Genomic DNA, 22,810 nt, shown 5'->3' with positions numbered 1-22,810 from the left:
GAAGGAGTCAGCATGGCGAAGCGGCACGTGTACGCGGTGGTGGACCCCGCCACCGGCAAGCTGGTCAAGGAGTACCCCACCGCGACGGACGAGACCGTAGACGCGGCGCTCGACGCGGCGGCGGGGGCCTACGCGCACTGGTCGAGGCAGACCTCCGTGGCACAGCGCGCCCGGCTGTTGCACACCGTCGCCACCCTCCACGACGAGCGCAGCCGGCAGCTCGCCGAGATCATCCACCGGGAGATGGGCAAGCCGGTGGAGGAGGCCGTCGGGGAGGTCGAGTTCAGCGCCTCGATCTACCGGTACTACGCCGAGAACGCGGAGAGGTTCCTCACCGACGAACCGATCGAGCTCCTGGAGGGAGAGGGCACCGCCTTCGTCCGCCGCCAGCCGGTCGGCGTGCTCCTTGGAATCATGCCCTGGAACTACCCGTACTACCAGGTGGCCCGGTTCGCCGCGCCCAACCTCGCGCTGGGCAACACCATCGTGCTCAAGCACGCGTCGCAGTGTCCGGAGTCGTCCGCGGCCCTCCAGCAGCTGTTCACGGACGCGGGCCTCCCCCAGGGCTGCTACGTCAACGTCCACGCCACCGGCGAGCAGATCGGCCGCGCCATCGCCGACCCCCGCGTGCAGGGCGTCTCCTTCACCGGTTCGGAGCGGGCCGGCGCGGAGGTCGCCGAGAAGGCCGGGCGCAGCCTCAAGAAGGTGGTGCTCGAACTGGGCGGCTCGGACCCGTTCATCGTGCTGTCGACCGACGACCTCGACGCCACGGTCCAGGCGGCGGTCGAGGCGCGGTTCGAGAACGCCGGGCAGGCGTGCAACGCCGGGAAGCGCTTCATCGTCGCCGATGACGTCTACGACGCCTTCCTCGACAGGTTCACCGAGAAGGTGCTCGCGCTGACCGACGGACTGGCGCCGCTCTCCTCGGTCGCCGCCGCCGAGTACGTCGAGGAGCAGGTCGGGCGCGCCGTCGCCGAGGGGGCGACCTTCGTCTCCGCACGGCAGCGCGAGGGGGCGTACTTCCCGCCCGGCGTGCTGACGGGCCTCTCCCCGGCGTCGCCGTCGGCCACCGAGGAGCTCTTCGGCCCGGTCGCGACCGTCTACCGGGTCGGTTCCGAGGACGAGGCCGTCGAGCTGGCGAACGACACCCCGTACGGGCTGGGCTCCTACGTGTTCACGACGGACGCCGAGCAGGCGCTGCGGGTCGCCGACCGGATCGAGGCCGGCATGGTCTTCATCAACGGCGTCGGCCTCGATGGCGCGGAACTGCCCTTCGGTGGCGTCAAGTTGTCCGGTTTCGGCCGCGAGCTGGGACGGGCGGGCATCGACGAGTTCGCCAACAAGAAGCTCATCCGTACCGCTCGGACGTGACCGCCCCCCACACGGAAGGAAGACTTTCATGACGATCGAGTTCGACGCCGCCGTCTTCAGGACGCCGAACGAACCGCTGACCATCGAGCGGGTGACGCTCCCCTCGACGCCTCCGCCCGGCGAGGTGCTCGTGCGGCTTCAGGCGAGCGGGGTGTGCCACAGCGACCTCCACGTCCTCCTGGGCGAATGGCAGGTTCCTACGCCGATGATCCTCGGCCATGAGGGAGCCGGGATCGTCGAGAGCGTCGGCGAGGGCGTCACGACGCTGAAGAAGGGCGACCACGTCGTGCTGTCCTGGACGCCCTCGTGTCGCCGCTGCCGCTACTGCATCAGCGGCAGGCCCGTCCTCTGCGACATGGTGAGCGAGCACTCGGCGAACCACCTGTCGTTCGACGGCCGGTCCCGGATCACGTCCGCCGGCGGGGACGACGTCCTCAGCTTCGCGGGCCTCGGAACGTTCGGCGAGTACGCCCTGGTGCCCGAGTCGGGTGCGATCGCCGTCCGGGACGACGCCCCGTTCCCGCAGGCGGCTCTGGTCGGGTGCGCCGTCACGACCGGTGTCGGCGCGGCCGTCAACACCGCCGGCGTGCGGCCGAGCGACACCGTGCTGGTCCTCGGCTGCGGCGGCGTCGGCCTGAACGCGATCCAGGGGGCCCGGCTCGCCGGCGCGCGGAGGATCATCGCCGCGGACATCTCCGACGAGAAGCTGGAGCAGGCGCGCATCTTCGGTGCGACCGACCTGATCAACAACGGCCGCGAGGACTTCGCGGACCGGGTGCGGCAGCTCACCGACGGACGCGGTGTGGAGATCGCCATCGAGGCCATCGGGCTGCCCCGCACCATCGAGGCGGCCTACGAGGTCCTGGCCCGGGGCGGCACGGCGGTGGTCGCCGGGCAGGTGGCGGACGGCCTGAAGGTCTCCATCGACCCCTTCGTCATGTCCGATCAGGAGCTCTCGCTCATCGGCTCGAACTACGGCTCCAGCAAGCCCGCTTCCGACTTCCCGCTGCTGATCGACCACTACATGAACGACCGCATCGATCTCGACTCCCTGGTGACGAGCGTGATCGGTCTGCAGGACGTCAACGAGGCGTTCGACCAGATGAAGCGCGGCATCGGCATCCGCTCGGTGATCACGTACTGAAAGGCAGGGGCGATCTCATGGCCCTGGAATCATCCCGCTCGGCCTTCGAGCGAGCCCGCCGCAGCGTCGGCGGGGGTGTGGGGTCGGGCCTGCGCGCCGCGATGCCACCCCATCCGCTCTTCGTGCGCGAGGCGCGGGGCGCACACGTCTGGGACCTGGACGGCGACCGGTACGTCGACTACGTGATGGCCTGGGGGCCGCTCGTCCTCGGTCACGGTGACCCGCGCGTCCTGTCGGCGGTGTCCGAGGTCGCGACGAGGATGCAGGTCGTCGGCACCGGGCATCCGCTGGAGTACCTCGCGGCGGAAGCGGTCCTCGAGGCCGTGCCGCACGGCGAGCGGCTGCTGTGGAGCAACACGGGGACCGAGGCGGTGCAGGTGGCGCTGCGCCTCGCGCGCGCCGCCACCGGACGGCGCCGCGTCCTCAAGTTCGCGAAGAGCTACCACGGCTGGCACGACACCGTGTACGCCGGGATGTCCGAGGACGACTGCGATCGCCCCGCCACCCCCGGTGGGGCGGGACAGTCGGCCAGCGTCCTCGACGACCTGGTCGTGGCGCGCTTCAACGACGTACAGCTGGCCGAGCGCCTGCTGGGCGAGGCCGTCGAGCGCGACATCGCGGCCGTGCTCGTCGACCCGGTGATGAGCAACGCGGGCGTCGAAGCGCCTTCGCCGCAGTTCCTGTCGACGCTGCGGACCCTCTGCGACCGGCACGGTGTCGTCCTCGTCTTCGACGAGGTGATCGCCGGGTTCCGGATCGCCCGGGGCGGGGCGGCCGAGAAGTACGGAGTCCTTCCCGACCTGTCCGTCTTCGGGAAGGCGATGGCCGGCGGCTTCACCCAGAGCGCCGTCGTCGGCCGGTCCGATCTGATCGACCAGGTGACGTCCGGGGTCGTGCACGCCGGAACCTTCAACGCCAACCCGGTCGCACTGGCGGCCGTCGCGGCGACGATGCGCGTCCTGGCCGACCCCGAGGTCCACGCGCAACTCGAAGGGATCTCCTCCGAGTTCGAAGCCCTCGTCGGCGCCGTTCTCGGTTCGTCGCCCGACTTCGGCAGCCTCAACCGGGTCGGCTCGCTCCTCCAGTACGTCCCCGCCGGGGGCGCCACGGGGCTGCACGGAACGAGCGGGCTCTGGGCGGTGATCCTCGAAGGGATGCTGCGGCAGGGCTTCCTCTTCATGCCGTCCGGCAAGGTCTTCCTCAGCACGGCGCACACCACCGCCGACGTCGAGGCGACGGCCGAGGCCCTCGACCGGCTCCTGCGGAGGTTGTGACACCCGCATCGAGCCACGCGTCACCCCCACCCGCCCCGAGCCAGGCCGCGTGTTCTGTTCCTCCGCGGCCTGGCCCGGTCCACCTTTCGGAAATGGCACCATGCTGAACCTCTCGGTCCTGCTCGAGGACTCCGCCCGCACGCACCCGGACCGGGACGCCGTCGTCCTCGGCACGACGCGTCTCACCTACGCCCAGATCGACGCCGCCGCCAACCAGGTCGCCAACCTCCTGGTCGACCGCGGCATATGGCCCGGCGACAAGGTCGCGCTCAGTTGTCCGAACGTGCCCTGGTTCCCGATCGTCTACTACGGGATCCTCAAGGCCGGCGCCGTCGTCGTCCCGCTCAACGTCCTGCTCAAGGGCCGGGAGGTCGCCTACCACCTCTCCGACTCGGAGGCGAAGGCGTACTTCTGCTTCGAGGGCGGCGAGGGCCTGCCGATGGGGGCGGAGGGGCACGCCGGGTTCAGCGAGACCCCGGCCTGCGAGCACTTCTTCCTCATCACCGCCGATCCCGCGGCGGAGAGCCGGATCGAGGGCGTCGAGACCCTGGGCGCCGCGCTGCGGGGCACCGCGGCGACGTTCGACAGCATCGGGACGTCGGGGGACGACCCGGCCGTGCTGCTCTACACGAGCGGTACGACGGGGCAGGCGAAGGGCGCCGAACTCAGCCACGCCAACCTGACGCTCAACGCCCTGGCGGTCAACCAGCTGTTGGAGAACCGGCCGGCGCTGGACACCCATCTGGTCGTGCTGCCGCTGTTCCACTCCTTCGGCGCGACCGTGCAGTTGAACGCCGGCTTCTCCACGGCGAGCACGCTGGTGCTGCTGCCGCGGTTCGACGCCCGGCAGGCGGTGTCCCTGATGCAGCGGGAGGACATCACCGTCTTCGCGGGTGTCCCCACCATGTGGTGGGGCCTGTTGCAGACGCTCACCGAGGACGTCGACGTCGAGAGGATCGCGCGGAACCTGCGCGTCGGCGTCTCCGGCGGCGCCGCGCTCCCCGCGGAACTCGTCAAGCAGGTCAGGGAGCGACTGGGCGTCCAGGTCCTGGAGGGCTACGGCCTCTCCGAGACCTCGCCGGTGGTGACCTTCAGCGATCCGGCGCGGGAGCCCCGCCCCGGGTCGATCGGCGTGCCGATCTGGGGCGTCGAGGTCAAGCTCGTCGACGCGGACTGGTCGGAGGTCGAGGACGACGGCACGGGCAGCGCCGTCGGCGAGATCGCGGTCAGGGGCCACAACGTGATGAAGGGCTACCACGGCCGCCCCGAGGCCACCGCCGAAGCCGTCCGGGACGGCTGGTTCCGCACCGGCGACCTGGCCCGCAGGGACAAGGACGGCTTCTACTACATCGTCGACCGGGCGAAGGACCTGATCATCCGCGGTGGCTTCAACGTGTACCCGCGCGAGATCGAGGAGGTCCTGATGACGCACCCGGCGATCAGCCTGGCCGCGGTCGTCGGCGTGCCGCACGACAGTCACGGCGAGGAGATCAAGGCGTTCGTGATCCTCGAGCGTGGCGCCGAGGCCCGCCCCGACGAGCTGGTCGCCTGGGGCAAGGAGCAGATGGCCGCCTACAAGTACCCGCGCATCGTCGAAGTCGTGCGGACGCTGCCGATGACGTCCACCGGAAAGATCCTCAAGCGCGAACTCACGTGACCGGCGCGCCGAGCGCACGGACACGGGTGGGAAGGACGGCAGATGACAGTGGATGAGGGCCGCCGGTGGGACGCGTTCCCCGGCGGGGCCGGTACGGGGCCGGACACGGCACCCGGCTCGCTCGTGGCCGCCTGGAAGGCACGTGTGGCGAGGAACCCGGAGGGCACCGCGCTCCGCTTCTTCGACGGTGCCCTGTCGGCCCGGGAGGTGGACGCGGCGTCGGACGCCCTGGCCGCCGCGTTCGAGGCCCGCGGGACCGGCCGGGGCGACCGCGTCGGGGTGTACCTGCAGAACGTTCCGCAGTACGCGCTGGTGCTGCTGGCGCTGTGGAAGCTGGGGGCCACGGCGCTGGGACTCAACCCGATGTACCGGGGCCGGGAACTCCGCCGGATCATCGAGGACTCCGGGGCGGTCGGCGTCGTCTGCGCGGACGAGGACGTCCACGAGACGCTCGGCACGCTCGCGGGGAGCTCGGTGCGGTGGCTGATCAGCACGTCGGCCCTGGACTACCAGTCGCGGAACGATCCGCGGGTCTTCGCGACGACGGAACGCCTGGCACCCGCGCCGGACGGCGATCTGGGGGCCCTGATCCGCGAGTTCGAGGGCCGCGGCCCCTCGCCCGTGGAACTGACGCGTGACGATGTCGCGTTCCTGACCTACACGTCAGGAACGACGGGGCCGCCGAAGGGCGCCATGAACACCCACGGCAACGTCCTGAGCGTGGTGACGACCTGCGCGTCGTGGATGGGCGTGGGCGACGGGGACGTCGTCTTCGCCATGGCCCCGCTGTTCCACATCACCGGGGCGGTGGTCAACGCGACGATCTCCCTGCTCACCGACACCACGCTCGTCCTGGCGGGCCGGTTCCACCCCGAGGTCGCCCTGGAGGCCTTCGCCGAGTACGGGGTGACCTACACGATCGGCTCCATCACCGCGTACAACGCGATCTTCCAGCTGCCGCAGGCCGGGCCGGAGCACTTCGCGTCGGTGAAGGCCCTGTACTCCGGGGGCGCGCCGATCCCGCCGGCGACCGTCGAGCGGTTCCGGGAGCGGTTCGGCGTCTACCTCCACAACGGCTACGGGATGACCGAGACGACGTCCGCCGTCATCGCCGTGCCGCCGGGTGAGCGGGCACCGGTGCATCTGCCGAGCGGGACCCTGTCGATCGGCAAGCCGCTGCCGCGTCTCACCGCCCGCGTCGTCGACCTGCACGGCGATCCGGTGCCCCCCGGTCAGCAGGGTGAGCTGGAGCTGAGCGGACCGCAGGTGGTGCCCGGGTACTGGGACAAGCCCGAGGCCACCCGCCGGACGATGCCGCAGGGCCGGCTGCGTACCGGCGACGTCGCCGTCATCGACGAGCAGGGCTGGGTCTACCTGGTGGACCGGCTCAAGGACCAGATCAACGTGTCCGGGTACAAGGTCTGGCCGCGCGAGGTCGAGGACGCCCTGTACGAGCATCCGTCGGTCCTGGAGGCCGCGGTCGTCGGGCAGCCGGACGCCTACCGCGGCGAGACCGTCGTCGCCTACGTCTCGCTCAAGGCGGGTCTGAACGCCACGGCGGACGAGCTGATCGCGTTCACGCGTGAGCGGCTGGCGGCCTACAAGTGCCCGCGGGCGATCCGTTTCCTCTCCGACCTGCCCAAGACGCAGAGCGGCAAGATCCGCCGCGCCGAGCTCCGCGACGCCGGAGCGGTATCCCCTTCGAAGGACTGATCCATGAGTCAGAATCGTTTCTCCGGACGCACCGCCGTCATCACCGGAGCGAGCCGGGGCATCGGCCTCGCCGTCGCCGAACGCCTCGTCGCCGAAGGAGCGCGCGTGTGCCTGACCGCGCGCAAGGCCGGCCCCCTCGAAGAGGCCGCCGCCACCCTTCCCCCGGGCAGTGTCGTCACCGTCGCCGGCAGGGCGGACGATCCCGAGCACCGCCGCGAGGTCTTCGACACCGTCGCGCGCGAGTTCGGCGGGCTCGACGTCCTCGTGAACAACGCGGGCATCAACCCGGCCTACGGCCCCGTCGTCGGCCTGGACCTCGACGTCGCCCGCAAGGTGCTGGAGGTCAACGTCCTGGCCCCCCTCGCCTGGGTGCAGGACGCCGTGGCCCATCCGAAGCTCGGTTTCACCGAGCGCGGCGGCACCGTCGTGAACCTCTCCTCCGTCACCGGCGACACCCCGTCACCCGGCATCGGCCTCTACGGAGTCAGCAAGGCCGCCGTCTCCCACCTGACCAGGACCCTGGCCGTCGAGCTCGGCCCGGAGGTCCGCGTCAACGCCGTGGCCCCCGCCGTCGTCAAGACGCGGTTCGCCGAAGCCCTGTACGAGGGCAGGGAAGCCGAGGTGGCCGCCGACTACCCCCTGCGGCGCCTGGGCGTGCCCTCCGACATCGCCTCCGCCGTGGCGTACCTGGCCTCGGAGGACGCCTCCTGGGTCACCGGCCACGTCCTCACCGTCGACGGCGGCCTCACGGTCGCCGGCGGCACCGCGTAACGACCTCGACCCTCCCACAAAGGACTGCCATGACCACCCCTGACCTTCCGCCGGAGTTCGCGGAGCTGCGCGAGCGCACCCGCCGGTTCATCCGTGAGGTCGTCGTCGACGCGGAGCCCGTACCGGGCGGACGTCTCGACCGGGCCACCCGCGACCGGCTGCAGACCGCGGCGAAGGAGGCCGGCGTCTTCGCGCCGCTCGTACCGAAGGAGTACGGCGGGCAGGGCCTGCCCATCGAACACTGGTCGCCGGTCCTGCAGGAGGCCGGGTACTCGCCGATCGGTCCCAGCGTGCTCAACTGCATGGCCCCCGACGAGGGCAACATGCACATGCTGAACCTCATCGCCACCGAGGAGCAGAAGAAGCGCTACCTCGCGCCTCTGGCGGCCGGCGACGTCCGCTCGTGCTTCGGCATGACCGAGCCCCACCCCGGAGCCGGGTCCGACCCGGCGGCGCTGCGGACCACCGCCGTACGCACCGACGGCGGCTGGATCATCGACGGCCACAAGCGGTTCACCAGCGGTGCCGTGGGTGCCGCGTTCTGCATCGTCATGGCGCGCACCCCGGCCGGCGACGGCTTCCCCGAGGGGGCCACCATGTTCCTCGTCGACCTGACCGACCCCGGCATCCGGGTCGGCGAGCCGATCCACACCGTCGACCGCGCGATCGACGGCGGCCACCCGCACCTGTACCTGGAGAACTGCTTCGTCCCCGACGACGCGGTCCTCGGCGAGGTCGGGCTCGGCTTCCGCTACGCGCAGGTACGGCTCGGCCCCGCGCGGCTCACGCACTGCATGCGCTGGCTGGGACTGGCACGCCGGGCGCACGACATCGCCCTCGACCGGGCCGCGAAGAGGGAGCTGTTCGGCGGTCCGATCGACTCGCTCGGCCTGGCCCAGCACCTGATCGCCGAGTCCGTCATCGACATCGAGACCTCCGACGCGATCATCACCAAGACCGCGGCGCTGCTGCACAGCGATCCGAAGGCGGGCTCGGCGATGTCCTCGGTCGCGAAGGTCCACTGCTCGGAGGCGATCCACCGGGTGATCGACCGTGCCGTCCAGATCTGCGGCGGCGACGGCGTCTCCGACGGACTGCCGCTGGCCCAGTATCTGAACGAGGTCCGTCCGTTCCGCATCTACGACGGCTCGAACGAGACCCACCGGTGGGCCATCGCACGCCGTGCCTCGGCCGGCCGGCGGACCGCCGTCCAGGCCGGTGAGCGATACCTGGGCGACGCCGTCGTCGGCCGGGACGGGGGCGCGTGATGCACACCGTCCCCGACGGCGTGGAGGTCGTCGCGAGCCGCGAGCGGGCCCGTCATCTCGACAGCCCTCCCCTCCTCGTCCTCGACGCGGTCACCGGCTTCCTCGACGCCCACGGCATCGGCAGCGGACCGCTCGCGTGGCAGCGCATCGGCGACGGCCACTCCAACGTCACCTACCTGATCGAACGCGGCGGCGAGTCCGTCGTCCTGCGCCGCGGCCCGCGCCCGCCGCTGCCGAAGTCGACGCACGACATGGTGCGCGAGGCGCGCATCCAGAAGATCCTCCACGGGCACGGGGTGCCGGTGCCGGAGATCCTCGCCGTCTGCGAGGACGAGGACGTCCTGGGCGTGCCGTTCTACCTGATGTCCCGGCTCGACGGCACGATCGTCACCGACACGATCCCGCCCCACCTCTCCCCCGCCGAACAGCGCCGGCTGACCAGCGAGGCGGTCGTCGACACCCTCGTCGCCCTGCACGGCATCGATGTCACCGATGGGGAACTCGCCTCCCTGGGCCGCCCCGAGGGGTATCTGCGTCGACAGGTCGAGCGGTTCCGCGGTCTCTGGGAGGTCAACACCACCCGCAGCCTGCCCGCGGTGGAGCGCATCGCGGACTGGCTCGCCCAGAACCTGCCGACGAGCCAGTCGGCGTCGGTGGTGCACGGCGACTACCGCATGGGCAACCTCATGTTCGCGCCCCAGGCGCCGGCCGAGGTCCTCGCGATCCTCGACTGGGAGATGGCCACGCTCGGCGACCCGCTCGCGGACCTGGGGTACCTCACCGCCACCTGGTCCGAGGCCGGCAGCCCTGCCACCCCGCTCGAACTCACCAAGGTGACCCGTTCACCCGGCTACCTCACCCAGCGCCAACTGGCAGACCGCTACCGGCGCCGCACCGACCTCGATCTCACCCCGCTCCCCTGGTACCAGGCCCTCGCCCTCTGGAAGGCGGCGATCTTCTGCGAGGCCATCCACACCCGCTGGCAGCGGGGCGAGCGTCCTCACGACACGGTCTTCGGACCGTCGCTCGAAACAGGAGTCCCCCGGCTCCTGGAGCGGGCCGGGCACCACGCCGGCCTGACCGCGACCAGCCACCGCTGACGCCCGACGCCCGCGGTGCGAGGCGCTTCACCTGCCTCACCGCGGCCGGGCCGTCTCGCTCTGACGTCACGTCGAGGCCGTCGTTCGCCGTGGCACTGGTGCGCCCTCCTCCGCGGACGCCGCGCCACCGTCGTATCCCGGCGGTCACCGGCATGGCTTCCGACCGGTACGGAGCACGGCTGCCCGGCTCCCTCACCCGTCCTCCACGGCTGCGGCCGTTCCGCGCCCCCTCGCGCCGAGTCCGTCTTCCTCGTTCTTCCCGAGAGAGGTCCCGTGCCCTCCGATTCCTCCCAGCATTCCCCTCGTGACACCCGGGTGCTGGTCACCGTCAACGCGCTGCCGCTGGCCGTCGGTGTCGTGCTCTCCTGCTCCACGTCCCTCGGGGAGATCTCCGTGTACGGCCGCCTCACCCTCGCCATCACGTGGGCATTCACCCAGCTGGTCGTCCTCGTCGGCGGGACCTGGTGGTACGAGAACCGGGCCGCGTCCTCCTTCGAACCGGCCTCGGCGACGACGGCCGACTCCCGTTCGGCCGGGGGCGCGTGGTGACGACGCACCTCCTGAGCGTCGGCTCGCCCGATCTCATCGGCACCGCCGCGCGGGGCGCGGTCATCAGCGCCTTCCTCGTCTTCGTCGGCCTCTGCCTGCTGTGGGTCTTCACGCTCGCCACGCAGGACGACGACCCGGAACGCCTCTACGTCGCCGGCCGGTCCCTTCCGCCCGTCTTCAACGGCGTCGCGATGGCGGGAGAACAGATCACGGTCATCATCCTGGTCTCGCTGCCGGGAGCCATCGCCCTCTTCGGCTACGACGGAGTCTCGACCGCCGTCGACAGCGCCCTCGCACTCGGCGTCTTCCTGCTCCTCGCCTCCAGGATTCGCGCGACCCGCCGCTACACCCTGGGCGAGCTGTTCTCCCTGCGCGCCGAGGGGCCGGGCGTACGGATCGCCGGCGCCGTGGTGACCCTGTGCATCGCCGTGCCCCTGCTCATGGTGCAACTGCGGGCCGGCGGCATCACCACCGCCCTTCTGATCGGCATGCCGAGCGAGCCGGCCCAGGTGGTGTGCACGGTGCTGATGGGATTCCTGGTCACGTGCTTCGCAGGAGTGGCCGATCTGCGCGGCACCAGTTTCGTGCAGGTCGCCAAAGTGCCCGTGGCCCTGGTGACGCTCGCCGCGGTGACCCTGCTGGCGCTCCGCTTCTTCGACTGGAGTCCCGGATCCCTGCTGTCGGCCGCCATGGACCAGAGCGTGTCACCGGGCGGATACCTCAGCCCCGGGCTGTGGGAGCACTCCGCCGGGGGCGGACCGCTCGGCACGCTCAGTGACCACATCGTCGTCATCCTCGGAACCGCGATGATGCCCCACCTGCTCCTGCGCGTCAGCGCCAGCCGGGACGTGCCCTCCGCCCGGCGCTCACTGAGCGTCGCCGTCGGGCTGACCGGCCTCTTCTACCTGCTGCTGATCACGACCGGCTTCGCCGCGGCCGCGGTGGTGGGCAGCGGACGGATCGGAGCGGTCGACGTGCGGGGGCAGGGAGCCCCGATCCTCCTGGCGTCGGAGGTGCTTCCCCACCACTCCACCGGCCGGGTCGTGCTCATCACCCTCGTGGCCTGTGTCGCCTTCCTCGCCGTGCTCACGGCCGTGGCGAGCGTGACCTTCGCCGCCGCCGTCTCCGTGACCCGCGACCTGCTCGGGCGGAAGGGCAGTGCCCGGATCGGGATCGGAGAGCCGGCGGTCCTGCGGCTCTCCGTCGTCGTGCTCTGCGTCGTGAGTCTTCTCCTCACCACCGCCGTACACCGCTACCCCGTCGAGTTCCTCCTCGCGTTCTCGCTGAGCCTCGCGGCCACGTGCGTGTTCCCCGCGGTCGTCTATTCCTTCCTCTGGACCGGCTTCAACCGCCACGGGCTGCTGTGGCTCGTCTACGGAGGGCTGTCCCTGTGCACCCTTCTGACCCTCGCCTCCCCCGCTGTGTCCGGGACGAGATACGCGCTGCTGCCGGAGCAGGACTTCAACCTGTTCCCGCTCCACACCCCCGGCCTGATCTCCGTACCGGCGGCCTTCCTCCTCGGATGGCTCGGCAGCGCGCGTCCCCGGGAGCGGACCACACACCCCCGGCACACGGCGTCGGGACCCGCTTCCGCCCGTAACGCCCCCGCCGCTCGCGTCGACTCCGGCAAGGACGCCGTGAGCGGATAGCTCCGCCGTGCCCGCGACCGGACTGTGCATCGTGCACCGGGCCCGGGCGAAGCAGGTGCCCGCTGTCGTTCTCGCCTGCGGTACCGGCTGGCGACAGTGAGACGACCACCACAGGAACGACGCGGAAACGCCTGACCGCCGGACCCGCCCGATCGTCGCGAGGACGCCGCGCGGGAGTCCCCGGACGACGGAACGTCCGCAGCTGATCGCACAGCCGACCAACCGCGCTTCGGATCGAGGAAGAGGACACGCATGACGACACAGAAGAAGACCCGGGCGCTGACGTCCGTGGCGAACGACACGCCGGCGGAGGAGATCCTCGAGATCGTGACGCGTGACGGCGGCGTCATCATCAAGGGCTTCCTGAGGCAGGAGCAGATCGTCCGTTTCAACGCCGAGATCGAGCAGCCGCTGCGGGCGCTCGCCCCGGGGTCCCTCCACGAGGACGAGATCGTGGCCGCGTTCCACGGCAGCAACACCAAGCGCCTCACGAACCTGGTGACGCACAGCGCCACGTTCCGCAGCGAGGTCATCGACCACCCCCTGGTCCACGAGATCAGCGACCTGGTCTTCCTCCGGGAGTCGGGCACGTACTGGATGACCACCGCCCAGGTGATCGAGATCGGCCCCGGCAACAAGGCGCAGATGCTCCACCGTGACCTGGAGAACTGGTTCCCGTTCATCGGCATGGGGCCCAGCGGTCCGGAAGTCACCATCAACTTCCTGGTCGCCCTGACCGACTTCACGGAGGAGAACGGCGCCACCCGCGTCATCCCCGGAAGCAACCACTGGAGCGACTTCGAGGACCGCGGGACCCCCGAGCAGACGATCCCCGCCGTCATGGACGCCGGGGACGTCCTTCTCTTCAGCGGCAAGACCGCGCACGGCGGCGGAGCGAACCGGACCGGCGACGAGTACCGGCGCGGCCTCGCCTTCGCGTTCAACGCGGGCTTCCTCACCGGTGAGGAGGCGTACCCCTTCCTGGTCGACAGGGAGCTCGCCAAGACGCTCTCGCCGCGCGTCCAGCGCATGCTCGGCTTCCGCTCCCAGTACCCCACGGGCTCTCCCGGCCTGTGGCAGGTCGACTACGCCGACCTGGGCGACCACCTCGGCCTCTGAGAACCGAGCCGACCGGAGGCTGCCGCAACTGTCCGAGGAGCGCACGTCATGGCCTTCCCTTACATTCGCACTATGGGAACCGACGCCGGTGCGTTCCTTGGTCAGCTGGCCCGCCACCTCAGACCGCAGGTGAAGAAGCTGGCCGGCCTGCTGCTCCAGCGCCTGAACGGCGAGTTCCCCGAGCTGTGGGAGAACGCGGACATCGAGGTCCTGACCCTGGAGGAGACGGCCCAGCACGTCACCGTCCTCCTGGATCTCCTGGAGGACCGCCCCGGCGCGAGCGTGCCGGAAGCTCCTCCGGCCGCCTTGGACATCGCCCGCCGCTACGCCCGGCGGGGGATCCCGGTGAGCCGGCTCCTCCGTGCCTACCGCCTCGGCCATCTCAGCCTGCTCGAACAGCTCCAGGCCGAAGCTCCCCGCCTCACCGGCGACTGGCACCTGATCAACCTCGCCACGGTGAGACTGGTCGCGATCGGTTTCGACTACGTGGACCGTTCCTCGGAACAGGTCGTCGCCGCCTACCAGGAGGAACGCGACCGTCTGCTGCAGCGTCGGCTCGCCCTCACCGACCGGGCGAGCAAGCGGATCGGGACCACGCTCGACATCTTCCGCACCGCGGAGGAGCTGACGGAGGTCTGCACCGAGGACTTCGCCGACCTCGTCACCGTCGACCTCTTCGACTCCGCACTCGACGAGACCGGCACCGGTCCGCCGGAGGCCCTGACGCAGCGCCGCGTGGCCCAGCGCTCCGTCCTCGACGACTGTCCGGAGTCCCCGCTCCGCGTCGGTGGGACCCACACCTACCCCGACGGCTCCGAACCGGTTCGCGCACTGACCACCGGGCGGTCCGCCCTGCACCACATCGCGGGGACCGAGATGCCCCCGTGGGTGGCGCCGTCGGAGTCCCACGGCCGAGTCCTGCGCGACCTCGGGCTTCACTCCGTACTCCTCGTGCCTCTGCACGCCCGCGGGGAGATCCTCGGCCTGGTGCAGTTCGTACGCCATCGCACCTCGGCCCCCTTCGACGACGACGACCTCCTGCTGGCGCAGGAGATCGTCTCCCGGGCGGCGGTGTCCATCGACAACGCCCGCCGGTACACCCATGAGCGTTCCACCGCGCTCGCCCTCCAGCGGACCCTGCTGCCGCGGAACACGGTGAGACACCCGGCCGTCGAAACCGCCTCGCGCTACCTGCCCGCCGGGTCCCGCGCCGGTGTGGGCGGCGACTGGTACGACGTCATTCCCCTGTCCGGGGCCCGCGTCGCGCTGGTCGTCGGCGACGTGGTCGGTCACGGCCTGCACGCCGCCGCCACCATGGGCCGACTCCGCACGGCCGTCCGCGCCTTCGCCGACATCGACCTCATGCCCGACGAACTCCTCACCCATCTGGACGACGTGGTCATCCGCATGCAGCGTGAGGAGTCGCCGGACGAGGGCGAGACCAGCGCCACCTGCCTGTACGCGGTCTACGACCCCGTGTCGCGCAGGTGCTCGCTGGCCAGTGCCGGCCATGTCCCGCCGACCGTCGTCACCCCCTCGAAGGTCGGCGAGGCCCTGCCGGAGGTACCGATCGGACCGCCTCTCGGCCTGGGTGGACTCCCCTTCGAAACCGCGGAGTTCGAGCTGCCGGAGGACAGCCTGCTGGTCCTGCACACCGACGGGCTGATCGCCGGCCACACGCGTGACGTGGACCAAGGACTCGCCACTCTGCACGACGTCCTCACCTCGGCGCCGGACTCGCTGGAGGAGATCTGCGACCGGCTCCTGGCCGCACTGCTGCCCGGCCGCCCCGCCGACGACGTCGCCCTGCTCGTCGCCCGGACCCGTGCCCTCGACCCGGACCACGTGGCCACGAGGGACCTCCCGTCCGATCCGGCGGCCGTGTCCGGGGCCCGCCGTTTCGCCTCCGACGTCCTGACGGCCTGGGGGTTGGAGGAACTCTCCTTCACCACGGAGCTGGTCGTCAGCGAACTGGTCACGAACGCGATCCGCTACGGCAAGAGCCCCATCCAGCTGCGACTGATCCTCCAGTCGACGCTCACCTGCGAGGTCTCCGACGCCAGCAGCACCGCCCCGCATCTGCGCCGCGCCCGCATCTACGACGAAGGCGGCCGCGGCCTGCTCCTCGTGGCCCAGTGCGCGGAGCGCTGGGGGACACGACACGGTCGCGAGGGCAAGGTCATCTGGGCCGAGCAGGCCCTTCCCGCGGACAGCGCGTCGACCGCCGAAGCGACGTGACGCCTGATCCGGGCCGACTTGATCGATCGACTAAGTCGATATAGTGGGCGTATGGCTCATGTTTCCGCGGCGGAGCGCCGCCCTCAGCTGATCAAGGCGGCCATCGACCTCATGACCCGGGAGGGCGTCGCCGCGGGGAGTACCCGCGCCATCGCCGCGGAGCTCGGTGTCGCGCAGGCCACCGTCCACTACACCTTCGGTACGAAGGAGGACCTGTACCGAGCCGTCATGGACCAGATCACCGACGAGCTGGTGACGCAGGTGCGGCGGGCGGCGCCGGAGGACGCTGGCTTCGAGGAGACCTTCAGCGCCCTGGCGGGTGCCCTGTGGGGCACCGTGCGCGAGCCGTCGTCGCACCACCAGCTGCTCAGCGAACTGACCATGTTCGCCCTGCGCGTGCCCGGCCTCAACGAGGCCCGGCAGAGCCACTACCGGCGGGTCATAGAGGTGACCGCGCAGGTGATCGCGGAGACGGCCGAGAGGACGGGGCAGGAACTGGCCGAGTCTCCGGAGACGGTGGCCCGGTTCTTCCTCTCCGGCTTCGACGGACTCACCATGCAGGTCCTCCAGTGCCTGCCGGACGAGGCCACCGAGCGGACGGGGCTCAGGGCACTCGTGGGCGCGACCGTGGCGCTGGCCAAGGGGGACCTCGACCTTCCGGACGTACCGATGGCCTGACACGACGCGAGAACGGCTGTGGGCGCACCTTTCCAGGTGCGCCCACAACCGTTTCTTCCTCCTTGCGAGAATCAGCCGGCCCAGACGTCCTCGACGTAGCGTCCGGATCCCACGAGCGCGGCGAGCCACGCCTCGGCCCGCTCGTCGCTCTCACCGGTCCGCTCGCGGTAGATCGCCATGAACGCCTCCCGTACGGCGGGTGCCATGCGACGGCCGTCGCCGCAGATGTAGACGCGCCCACCGGCTTCCAGGACCGACCACACCTCCTCGCTCTCGCGGGCGATGCGCTCCTGGACGAAACGGGCGCCGTTCTCGGGCGCGTGCATGAAGGTGGGACGCATGCTGACGGCGCCGGCGGCCTCGGCCGCCTCGAACTCCTCCCGGTGCAGGAAGTCCACGTCCGGGTGGTCGCAGCCGAAGTAGCAGAGCAGGGTGCCGGTCGAGCCCGTGTGGTGGCGGTCCAGGACCGCGCCGCGGAAGGGCGCGAGGCCGGTGCCCGCGCTGACCAGGATCACCGGTACGGAGGTGTCCTCCGGGAGGCGGAAGGACTCGCTGCACGGCAGGATCCGGGCCTGGATCACGTCGCCCGCGTTCACGGTCTGCAGGAAGTGCGAGGCGATGCCCCGGAAGGTGCCCTCGCCCGACCGGTGGGGCGCTGCGAGCAGCGACACCATCAGGTCGGCCTCGCCGGGCCGGGCCGCGGCGGACGACGAGATCGAGTAGTGCCGGGGACGCAGGACCGGCAGCAGCTCCAGGAAGCGCTCGAAGGGCAGCTCGCACGCGCGGTAGCGCTCCAGAAGGTCCAGGACACTGAGCCCCGCGACGGTCACCTGCTCCCGGAAGGTCTCGGGATCGGCGGTGGCGAGCGCCGTGAGCGGCTGCTTCTCGGGCGGGCATTCGGTGTGCTCGGCGAGCACGGCGACCTGCTCCCGGGTGGCCGCGTCCTGGAGCTCGACGAAGTCGGTGAGCAGGCGGCGCAGGGTCAGCGGCCGGTCCACGGGCAGGGCGCCCCGGCTCCGGCGGCGGGCGCGCAGCCGGACGGTGCGGTCCAGGTCGAGGCCGAAGCGGTCGGCCACGCGCTGGACGAGGCCCTCGGGGTTGCTGGGCAGGACGGCGAGGTGGTCGGCGGTGCGGTAGGTGACGCCCTCGGGCAGCCGCAGTCGCAGGAACCGCTTGGAGCGGCCCAGCTCGTGGTCGGTGTCGACGAGTTCGTACGCTTCGAGGACCTCCATCGCCTGGACGCCGTGGCGCTCGGCGAGGCCACCGAGGACCGAGTCCGAGGTGTCCTCCAGCTCGTACAGCCCTTCTCCCTCCCCATCGAGTGCGGGGGCGGCCGCTTCACCGGCGACCGCCTCGCCGTACTCCTCCAGGAGCGCCTTCCACAGGTCTTCCGTCCACTGGTCGACCACTCCGCCGAAGTCGCCGGAGGCGTCGGCGCTGCCGCGCTCCAGGAGCGGGACGGCGCCCGCGGCGGTCAGACGCTCGTCGATCAGGGTGGGGATCCGCTGGTAGGTGGCGGCCCAGTTGCGGTCGCCGACACCGAGGACGGCGTACCGCAGCCCGGTGAGCGAGCCGGGGGCGAGGTTCTCCAGGGAGGCGACGAACTCGGCGGCGTCGTCCGTCGGCCGGCCGTTGTAGGAGGCGGCGACGATGACGACGGGGCCCTCGGAGCCGGCCAGCCTCTCCCTGTACGCGTCGAGGGGGGAGACGGCCGTGGCGAAGCCGTGCTCCTCGCCGTCCGTGCCGAGGTCGCGGGCGATGCCGGCGCAGGTGCCGAGGTTGGAGCCGTGGAGCAGCGTCAGCGCGGTCCCGCTCGCCCGGCGCGTCACGGCCGCGGTGTGGCCCACGGCGGTGTCCACCGCCGCGGCGGCGGGCAGGCGCCGTTCGTCACTGGTGCGGCGGGCGAGCCTCAGGCTGAACCCGTCGGGCTTGATGGTCAGCGTCGACTTGATCTTCATCTGGTAGTCGGTGTGGTCGATCAGGCGATAGCGGTGCACCAGCAGGCCGAGCAGCAGGGTGGCCTCGTGCAGCGCGAACTGGCGCCCGATGCAGGCCCGCTCACCGCTGCCGAACGGCTTGAAGGCGTGCACCGAACGGGCCGCCTCCCGCTCGGGAGTGAAGCGCTCGGGATCGAACAGCTCGACGTTCTCCCCCCAGGCCGCGTCACGGTGCAGGGCCGAGGCGATCACCATCAGCGACTCGCCCTTGCGCACGGGGTACTTGCCGCCGATGACGGTGTCCTCGATCGGCTCGACGGCGTACGCGGGCGCCGTCGGCCACAGCCGCAGGCTCTCGTTGAGCACCTGGCGGATGTAGGTGAGCTTGCCGATGTCGCCGTACTGGGGATCCGGGGACTCGGTGTCGCCCCACAGGGCGTCCACCTCGGCCTGGGCCCGGGCGAGCACCTCCGGATGCTTGGTCAGGTAGTACAGGGCGAAGGAGAGCGCGCTGCTCGTGGTCTCGTGGCCGGCGATCAGGAACGTGATCACCTGGTGCCGGATGTTGACGTCGTCCAGGAGCTCGCCGGTGACGGGGTCCTTCGTGTGCAGCATCAGCCCCATCAGGTCGTCCGTGCTGGTGTCGCCGGAGGCACGGCGCTCCCTGATCACGTCGTCGACGAGCTCCGTCATCAGGTCGACGTCCGCGCGGAACTGCTCGACCTTCTTCCTCTTGAACAGTTCGGAGCCCGGGATGGACTCGCCCTTCTCCTGGGCGAAGACGAGGGCCCGGGACATCGCCTCGACGAACGGGTGCAGGTCGTCGCGGCGGAAGGACTCGAAGTCGTAGCCGAAGCCGCACAGGCCGATCGTGTCGAAGGTCAGCCGGGTCATCTCGTCGGGCACGTCCACCGACTGCACCCCGGCCAGCCGGTCCCACTTGCCGATCAGCGACCGGGCGACCTGGAGCATGGGGGCGTGGTAGCTGCGCATCGAGCCGAGTGAGAACGCGGGCATCAGGATGTCGTGGGCCTTGCGCCAGTTCGGCTCGTGGTTGTAGGCGGTGAACAGACCGTCTCCGGCCAGGGCCCGGACCTCGACCAGGTCGGCGTGCACGTGCTTGCGGAAGCGGGTCTCGTCCGACAGCTCGGTCACGAGGTCCAGACCGCCGACCATGACGGTGTCCCTCCCGAAGAGCCGCAGCCGGTACACGGGCCCGAATTCCCTGAACTCCTTCAGCAGGTAGGCCAGGAAGTCCGCGCCCGCCGGAACGTTGAACGCGTGGCCTACGAGGGGCAGCGGGGGGCGCTCGGGGATCGCCCGCGCCGCGCCTACGGACACCTGAGTCATGAGCGTGCCTTTCGTTGCACTCCAGCAGTCACCAGCCAACATACACGCGACTTTGTCGGGTGAACATGTCGGATGACTGTACTGAACGACACAGTCGCAGGACGGAACTCTGGGCATGCCGCGAACGTCCGGCGGGAGCGGCTTGACAGATGACACCGTCAGTAGACACGGTTAAACGACATGGTCAGTCGACCATGTCGAGCGCCTGAGCAACGCACGCGCTTCCTCCACCGAACACATCGAGGTTTCCGCATGAACACCATGCTGGCCGGGCGACTGCGCCTGGACACCCGTACCTTCGCCGTCGAAGAGGTCCCGGTCCCGGTCCCCGGCCCGGGCGAGGTCCTCGTGGAGGTGCGGGCCGCCGGCGTCTGCCTGTCCGACATCCATCTGATCGACGGCAGCCTGAGCCCCTTCTTCCCCACCGACGCCGTCACGAAGGCGGGCGCCGTCACCCTCGGCCACGAGGTCGCCGGAGTCGTCCACACCCTCGGCCCGGACGTGAAGGGCGACTGGACGCCCGGACAGCGCGTGGTCCTCCAGGCCGGCGAGGCCTGCGGCGACTGCGGCGGCTGCCTGCGCCGCATGCTGTGCCACCGCCCCCTCACCCGCGGCCTGGACTACGACGGCGGCTGGGCGCAGTACGCGATCGCCCGTGAGGGCACTCTGCTCCCCATCCCGGACGACCTGCCCTTCGACCAGGCCGCGATCATCCCCGACGCGGTCTCCACCCCGTACGCCGCGATCGTGGGCACCGGCGCGGTCCGTCCCGCCCAGTCGGTCGGCATCTGGGGCGCGGGCGGCCTCGGCGCCCACGCCGTGCGGCTTGCCCGGATGGTCGGCGCGGCACCGATCATCGCGATCGACCCGCTGCCCTCGGCCCGCGAGCGGGCCCTCACCTTCGGCGCGGACGTCGCCCTCGACCCCCTCGCCCCGGACTTCGCGGAGGCGGTGCGGGAGGCGACGGCCGGGCGTGGCCTCGACGTCGCGTTCGACTTCGCCGGCGTGGGCGCCGCCCGCGCCCAGGCGGCGTCGGTCCTCGGTCCCTTCGGTTCGCTCGTCCTCGCCGGACTCACCCCGGAGCCGGTCGCGATCGCCGACAGCATCGGCTTCTGCTTCAACGTCAACCAGGTCCGCGGACACTACGGCTCCGAGCCGGAGCACGTGGAACAGCTCGTCGGACTGGCCGCCGCCGGACGGATCGACCTCGGCCCCTCCGTCAGCGCCCACGTCCCGCTGGCGGAAGCCGCGGACGCAGTCGCCCGCCTGGAGAAGAAGATCGGGGACCCGATCCGCCTCGTGCTCACCCCCTGAGCACGCAGGGCGGTGGCCGGCTCACCCCGCACGCGCGGACGAACCGGCCACCGCCCCACCGTCGCCCGAGGACCGACGGCACCCGTCAGACGCCCTGCCCACCGTCCAGCGCCGCGACCATGCCGGCCACGATCACCGTGTTGAAGACGAACGCGATGGTCGCGTTGGCCGCCACCGTCCGGCGCATCTCCCGCGAGGTGCACGCGTCCGGGGAAGGCTGCGACGAGTCGCGCGTGGAGGTCGTCGCGCAGGGCGGCGACGCGAGCCGGGGCCCCGGCGTTGAGCTCCTCGGTCGCGATACGGGCGGCGGCGCCGAGGGCCACCGATCGGGATCCTGCCCACGGCCTGGGCTGCGTCGCAGTGGAACAGGGCCCCGTGCTCGTGCGCGAGGGCGACGAGCTCGGTGATCGGTCGGAGGGCGCCGGTCTCGTTGCTCGCGGCCCTCACCGACACCAGGACCGTGTCGTCGGTGAGGGCATCGGCCAGTGCTGCGGGGTCGACGAGGCCGTGCCCGTCGACGGGCAGCACGGTCACGCGCGCTCCGTGCAGGCGTTCCAGGGCGCGACAGGCCTCCAGGACCGCCGGGTGCTCGGACGCCTGGGTGGTCATGTGCGGGCGCACCGGCCGGAGGCCATGACCGCGCCGCGCAGCGCGAGCAGGTCGGTCTCGGAGCCCGAGGCGGTGAACACGATCTCACCCGGCCTGGCGCCGAGGAGCCGGCGACCTGGGTGCGGGCCTCGGCGAGCGCTTGACGCGGCGCCTCGGAGAAGGGGGCTGCTGGAGGGGTTGGCAAGGAAGTCGGGCAGGTGCGGCAGCATCGCCTCGGCGACCCGCGGGTCCACGGGCGTGGTGGCGTCGCAGTCGAGAGAGACGGGCCCACGGGCGAGTGCCGGGTGCGGCGGGATACCGCCGATCGCGGGGAGCACGTCAGGTCCTCCGGGCGCGGCGCTCACGTGAGGTCCGCCGTGTCGACAGGCAGGTCGGCCAGGCGCCACTCCACGATGCCGTCGTGGAGCCGGATCGCCCGGCGTCCACGAAGGGTCAGCAGCCGTACGGCGTCGTAGGCCAGGGCGCAGTACTCGCCCCGGCAGTAGACGATGATCTCCTCGCCCTCGGGCAGTTCTCCGATGCGGTCCGTCAGCTCCGCGACCGGGATGCTGAGCGCGCCGGGGATGTGCCCGGCCCGGTACTCCTCCACCGGCCGGACGTCGAGCACCGTCACTCCCCCGGCGGCGACGCGGGCGCGCAGTTCCTCATGGCTGACCTCGGCCGCCGCGTCGTCGCCCAGGTAGGCGTCCCGGGCTGCAGGGACGGCGGCCTGGTGGCGGTCGGCCACCTTCCGCAGGAGGACGAGAAGCCGGGCGACGTCGTCTCCGGCGAGCCGGTAGTGGATGCGGACACCCTCGCGTCGGGTGGCGACGAACCCGGCCTGCTTGAGCGTCTGCAGATGGGCGGAGGCCGTGGTCAGGTTCAGCCCGGACGCCTTGGCGAGCGCGTCGACGGTGCGCTCGCCCTGGGCCAGTAGATCGAGCAGTTCGAGGCGCTTTCCACTGGCCAGCGCCTTGCCGCTGGTCGCGAAGGCGTCGTAGAGGGCGGACTTCCTGACGCTGGTGGTGGCTTCCCGCATTGCTTCCTCCAAATATCTATGGATTACTGTAAATGAAGTCCGGCGGCATCG

General features: G+C 71.2%; 18 protein-coding genes and 1 pseudogene. 14 read left to right on the top strand and 5 right to left on the bottom strand.

Going from position 1 to position 22,810, the window contains the following annotated elements; genetic code table 11:
* The first annotated feature begins 12 nt into the window (after positions 1–12).
* The 13 genes from IF73_RS0106160 to IF73_RS0106100 all read left to right on the top strand — a co-directional run bounded on the left by IF73_RS0106160 (position 13) and on the right by IF73_RS0106100 (position 16,531).
* Entirely contained in the window at positions 13–1,371 is a 1,359-nt protein-coding gene (locus IF73_RS0106160; protein ID WP_031004291.1) for an NAD-dependent succinate-semialdehyde dehydrogenase, read from the top strand.
* A gap of 28 nt (positions 1,372–1,399) precedes the next feature.
* On the top strand, positions 1,400–2,515 hold the full coding sequence (locus IF73_RS0106155; protein WP_031004289.1) for a Zn-dependent alcohol dehydrogenase: 1,116 nt from the start codon (positions 1,400–1,402) through the stop codon (positions 2,513–2,515).
* A gap of 17 nt (positions 2,516–2,532) precedes the next feature.
* Positions 2,533–3,789: an aspartate aminotransferase family protein gene (locus IF73_RS0106150; protein ID WP_031004287.1), complete on the top strand. Its 1,257-nt coding sequence runs from the start codon at positions 2,533–2,535 to the stop codon at positions 3,787–3,789.
* A gap of 100 nt (positions 3,790–3,889) precedes the next feature.
* Positions 3,890–5,446, top strand: a complete 1,557-nt coding sequence (locus IF73_RS0106145; protein WP_031004285.1) for a long-chain-fatty-acid--CoA ligase — start codon at positions 3,890–3,892, stop codon at positions 5,444–5,446.
* 42 nt (positions 5,447–5,488) lie between these two features.
* Entirely contained in the window at positions 5,489–7,159 is a 1,671-nt protein-coding gene (locus tag IF73_RS0106140) for a class I adenylate-forming enzyme family protein (protein WP_037878361.1), read from the top strand.
* A 3-nt stretch (positions 7,160–7,162) separates the two neighbouring features.
* Positions 7,163–7,930 (top strand): SDR family oxidoreductase, encoded by a 768-nt coding sequence (locus tag IF73_RS0106135; protein WP_031004281.1) that lies wholly within the window; start codon positions 7,163–7,165, stop codon positions 7,928–7,930.
* 29 nt (positions 7,931–7,959) lie between these two features.
* Positions 7,960–9,198 carry an acyl-CoA dehydrogenase family protein gene (locus IF73_RS0106130; protein WP_031004279.1) on the top strand — a complete coding sequence of 413 codons (1,239 nt, stop codon included), beginning with the start codon at positions 7,960–7,962 and terminating at the stop codon, positions 9,196–9,198.
* Positions 9,198–10,298 (top strand): phosphotransferase family protein, encoded by a 1,101-nt coding sequence (locus IF73_RS0106125; protein ID WP_031004277.1) that lies wholly within the window; start codon positions 9,198–9,200, stop codon positions 10,296–10,298. The genes IF73_RS0106130 and IF73_RS0106125 overlap by 1 nt, the downstream gene beginning before the upstream one ends.
* Before the next feature lie 273 nt (positions 10,299–10,571).
* Complete coding sequence (locus IF73_RS0106120; protein ID WP_158821928.1) at positions 10,572–10,847, top strand: hypothetical protein; 276 nt, start codon at positions 10,572–10,574, stop codon at positions 10,845–10,847.
* The gene (locus IF73_RS0106115) at positions 10,844–12,496 is read left to right on the top strand and encodes a sodium:solute symporter family transporter (RefSeq protein ID WP_234338167.1); all 1,653 of its coding nucleotides are present in this window, start codon (positions 10,844–10,846) and stop codon (positions 12,494–12,496) included. The genes IF73_RS0106120 and IF73_RS0106115 overlap by 4 nt, the downstream gene beginning before the upstream one ends.
* A gap of 252 nt (positions 12,497–12,748) precedes the next feature.
* Positions 12,749–13,615: a phytanoyl-CoA dioxygenase family protein gene (locus IF73_RS0106110; protein WP_031004271.1), complete on the top strand. Its 867-nt coding sequence runs from the start codon at positions 12,749–12,751 to the stop codon at positions 13,613–13,615.
* Between the two features lie 48 nt (positions 13,616–13,663).
* Positions 13,664–15,853 carry an ATP-binding SpoIIE family protein phosphatase gene (locus IF73_RS0106105; protein ID WP_031004268.1) on the top strand — a complete coding sequence of 730 codons (2,190 nt, stop codon included), beginning with the start codon at positions 13,664–13,666 and terminating at the stop codon, positions 15,851–15,853.
* A gap of 51 nt (positions 15,854–15,904) precedes the next feature.
* Positions 15,905–16,531 carry a TetR/AcrR family transcriptional regulator gene (locus IF73_RS0106100; protein ID WP_031004266.1) on the top strand — a complete coding sequence of 209 codons (627 nt, stop codon included), beginning with the start codon at positions 15,905–15,907 and terminating at the stop codon, positions 16,529–16,531.
* A gap of 71 nt (positions 16,532–16,602) precedes the next feature.
* Here IF73_RS0106100 and IF73_RS0106095 read toward each other — a convergent pair whose 3' ends face one another.
* Entirely contained in the window at positions 16,603–19,818 is a 3,216-nt protein-coding gene (locus IF73_RS0106095) for a bifunctional cytochrome P450/NADPH--P450 reductase (RefSeq protein WP_031004264.1), read from the bottom strand.
* Positions 19,819–20,070: 252 nt separating this feature from the next.
* Here IF73_RS0106095 and IF73_RS0106090 point away from each other — a divergent pair, with 252 nt between their 5' ends.
* The gene (locus IF73_RS0106090; protein WP_031004262.1) at positions 20,071–21,132 is read left to right on the top strand and encodes a zinc-binding dehydrogenase; all 1,062 of its coding nucleotides are present in this window, start codon (positions 20,071–20,073) and stop codon (positions 21,130–21,132) included.
* An 85-nt stretch (positions 21,133–21,217) separates the two neighbouring features.
* Here the strand turns inward: IF73_RS0106090 and IF73_RS40295 are convergent, their stop codons facing one another.
* From IF73_RS40295 to IF73_RS0106080, 4 genes and pseudogenes are all read right to left on the bottom strand, one after another.
* Complete coding sequence (locus tag IF73_RS40295; protein WP_234338172.1) at positions 21,218–21,319, bottom strand: DUF1345 domain-containing protein; 102 nt, start codon at positions 21,317–21,319, stop codon at positions 21,218–21,220.
* Between the two features lie 197 nt (positions 21,320–21,516).
* A pseudogene (locus IF73_RS41880) lies at positions 21,517–21,741 on the bottom strand (aminotransferase class V-fold PLP-dependent enzyme); the annotation flags it as partial.
* The gene (locus IF73_RS41875; RefSeq protein WP_051716566.1) at positions 21,738–22,058 is read right to left on the bottom strand and encodes a hypothetical protein; all 321 of its coding nucleotides are present in this window, start codon (positions 22,056–22,058) and stop codon (positions 21,738–21,740) included. The gene IF73_RS41875 and the pseudogene IF73_RS41880, both read right to left, overlap by 4 nt.
* 23 nt (positions 22,059–22,081) lie before the next feature.
* Positions 22,082–22,759 (bottom strand): ArsR/SmtB family transcription factor, encoded by a 678-nt coding sequence (locus tag IF73_RS0106080; RefSeq protein WP_031004260.1) that lies wholly within the window; start codon positions 22,757–22,759, stop codon positions 22,082–22,084.
* Positions 22,760–22,810 lie beyond the last annotated feature (51 nt).

This window comes from Streptomyces sp. NRRL F-5727 (genome assembly GCF_000719555.1).
Lineage (GTDB): Bacteria > Actinomycetota > Actinomycetes > Streptomycetales > Streptomycetaceae > Streptomyces.
This window is presented reverse-complemented; position numbering and strand designations above follow the sequence as displayed.

Coding starts and splice junctions, on each gene's coding strand:
- IF73_RS0106160 (WP_031004291.1), top strand. CDS start 13: ATGGCGAAGCGGCACGTGTACGCGGTGGTGGACCCCGCCACCGGCAAG.
- IF73_RS0106155 (WP_031004289.1), top strand. CDS start 1,400: ATGACGATCGAGTTCGACGCCGCCGTCTTCAGGACGCCGAACGAACCG.
- IF73_RS0106150 (WP_031004287.1), top strand. CDS start 2,533: ATGGCCCTGGAATCATCCCGCTCGGCCTTCGAGCGAGCCCGCCGCAGC.
- IF73_RS0106145 (WP_031004285.1), top strand. CDS start 3,890: ATGCTGAACCTCTCGGTCCTGCTCGAGGACTCCGCCCGCACGCACCCG.
- IF73_RS0106140 (WP_037878361.1), top strand. CDS start 5,489: ATGACAGTGGATGAGGGCCGCCGGTGGGACGCGTTCCCCGGCGGGGCC.
- IF73_RS0106135 (WP_031004281.1), top strand. CDS start 7,163: ATGAGTCAGAATCGTTTCTCCGGACGCACCGCCGTCATCACCGGAGCG.
- IF73_RS0106130 (WP_031004279.1), top strand. CDS start 7,960: ATGACCACCCCTGACCTTCCGCCGGAGTTCGCGGAGCTGCGCGAGCGC.
- IF73_RS0106125 (WP_031004277.1), top strand. CDS start 9,198: ATGCACACCGTCCCCGACGGCGTGGAGGTCGTCGCGAGCCGCGAGCGG.
- IF73_RS0106110 (WP_031004271.1), top strand. CDS start 12,749: ATGACGACACAGAAGAAGACCCGGGCGCTGACGTCCGTGGCGAACGAC.
- IF73_RS0106105 (WP_031004268.1), top strand. CDS start 13,664: ATGGCCTTCCCTTACATTCGCACTATGGGAACCGACGCCGGTGCGTTC.
- IF73_RS0106100 (WP_031004266.1), top strand. CDS start 15,905: ATGGCTCATGTTTCCGCGGCGGAGCGCCGCCCTCAGCTGATCAAGGCG.
- IF73_RS0106095 (WP_031004264.1), bottom strand. CDS start 19,818: ATGACTCAGGTGTCCGTAGGCGCGGCGCGGGCGATCCCCGAGCGCCCC.
- IF73_RS0106090 (WP_031004262.1), top strand. CDS start 20,071: ATGAACACCATGCTGGCCGGGCGACTGCGCCTGGACACCCGTACCTTC.
- IF73_RS40295 (WP_234338172.1), bottom strand. CDS start 21,319: ATGCGCCGGACGGTGGCGGCCAACGCGACCATCGCGTTCGTCTTCAAC.
- IF73_RS0106080 (WP_031004260.1), bottom strand. CDS start 22,759: ATGCGGGAAGCCACCACCAGCGTCAGGAAGTCCGCCCTCTACGACGCC.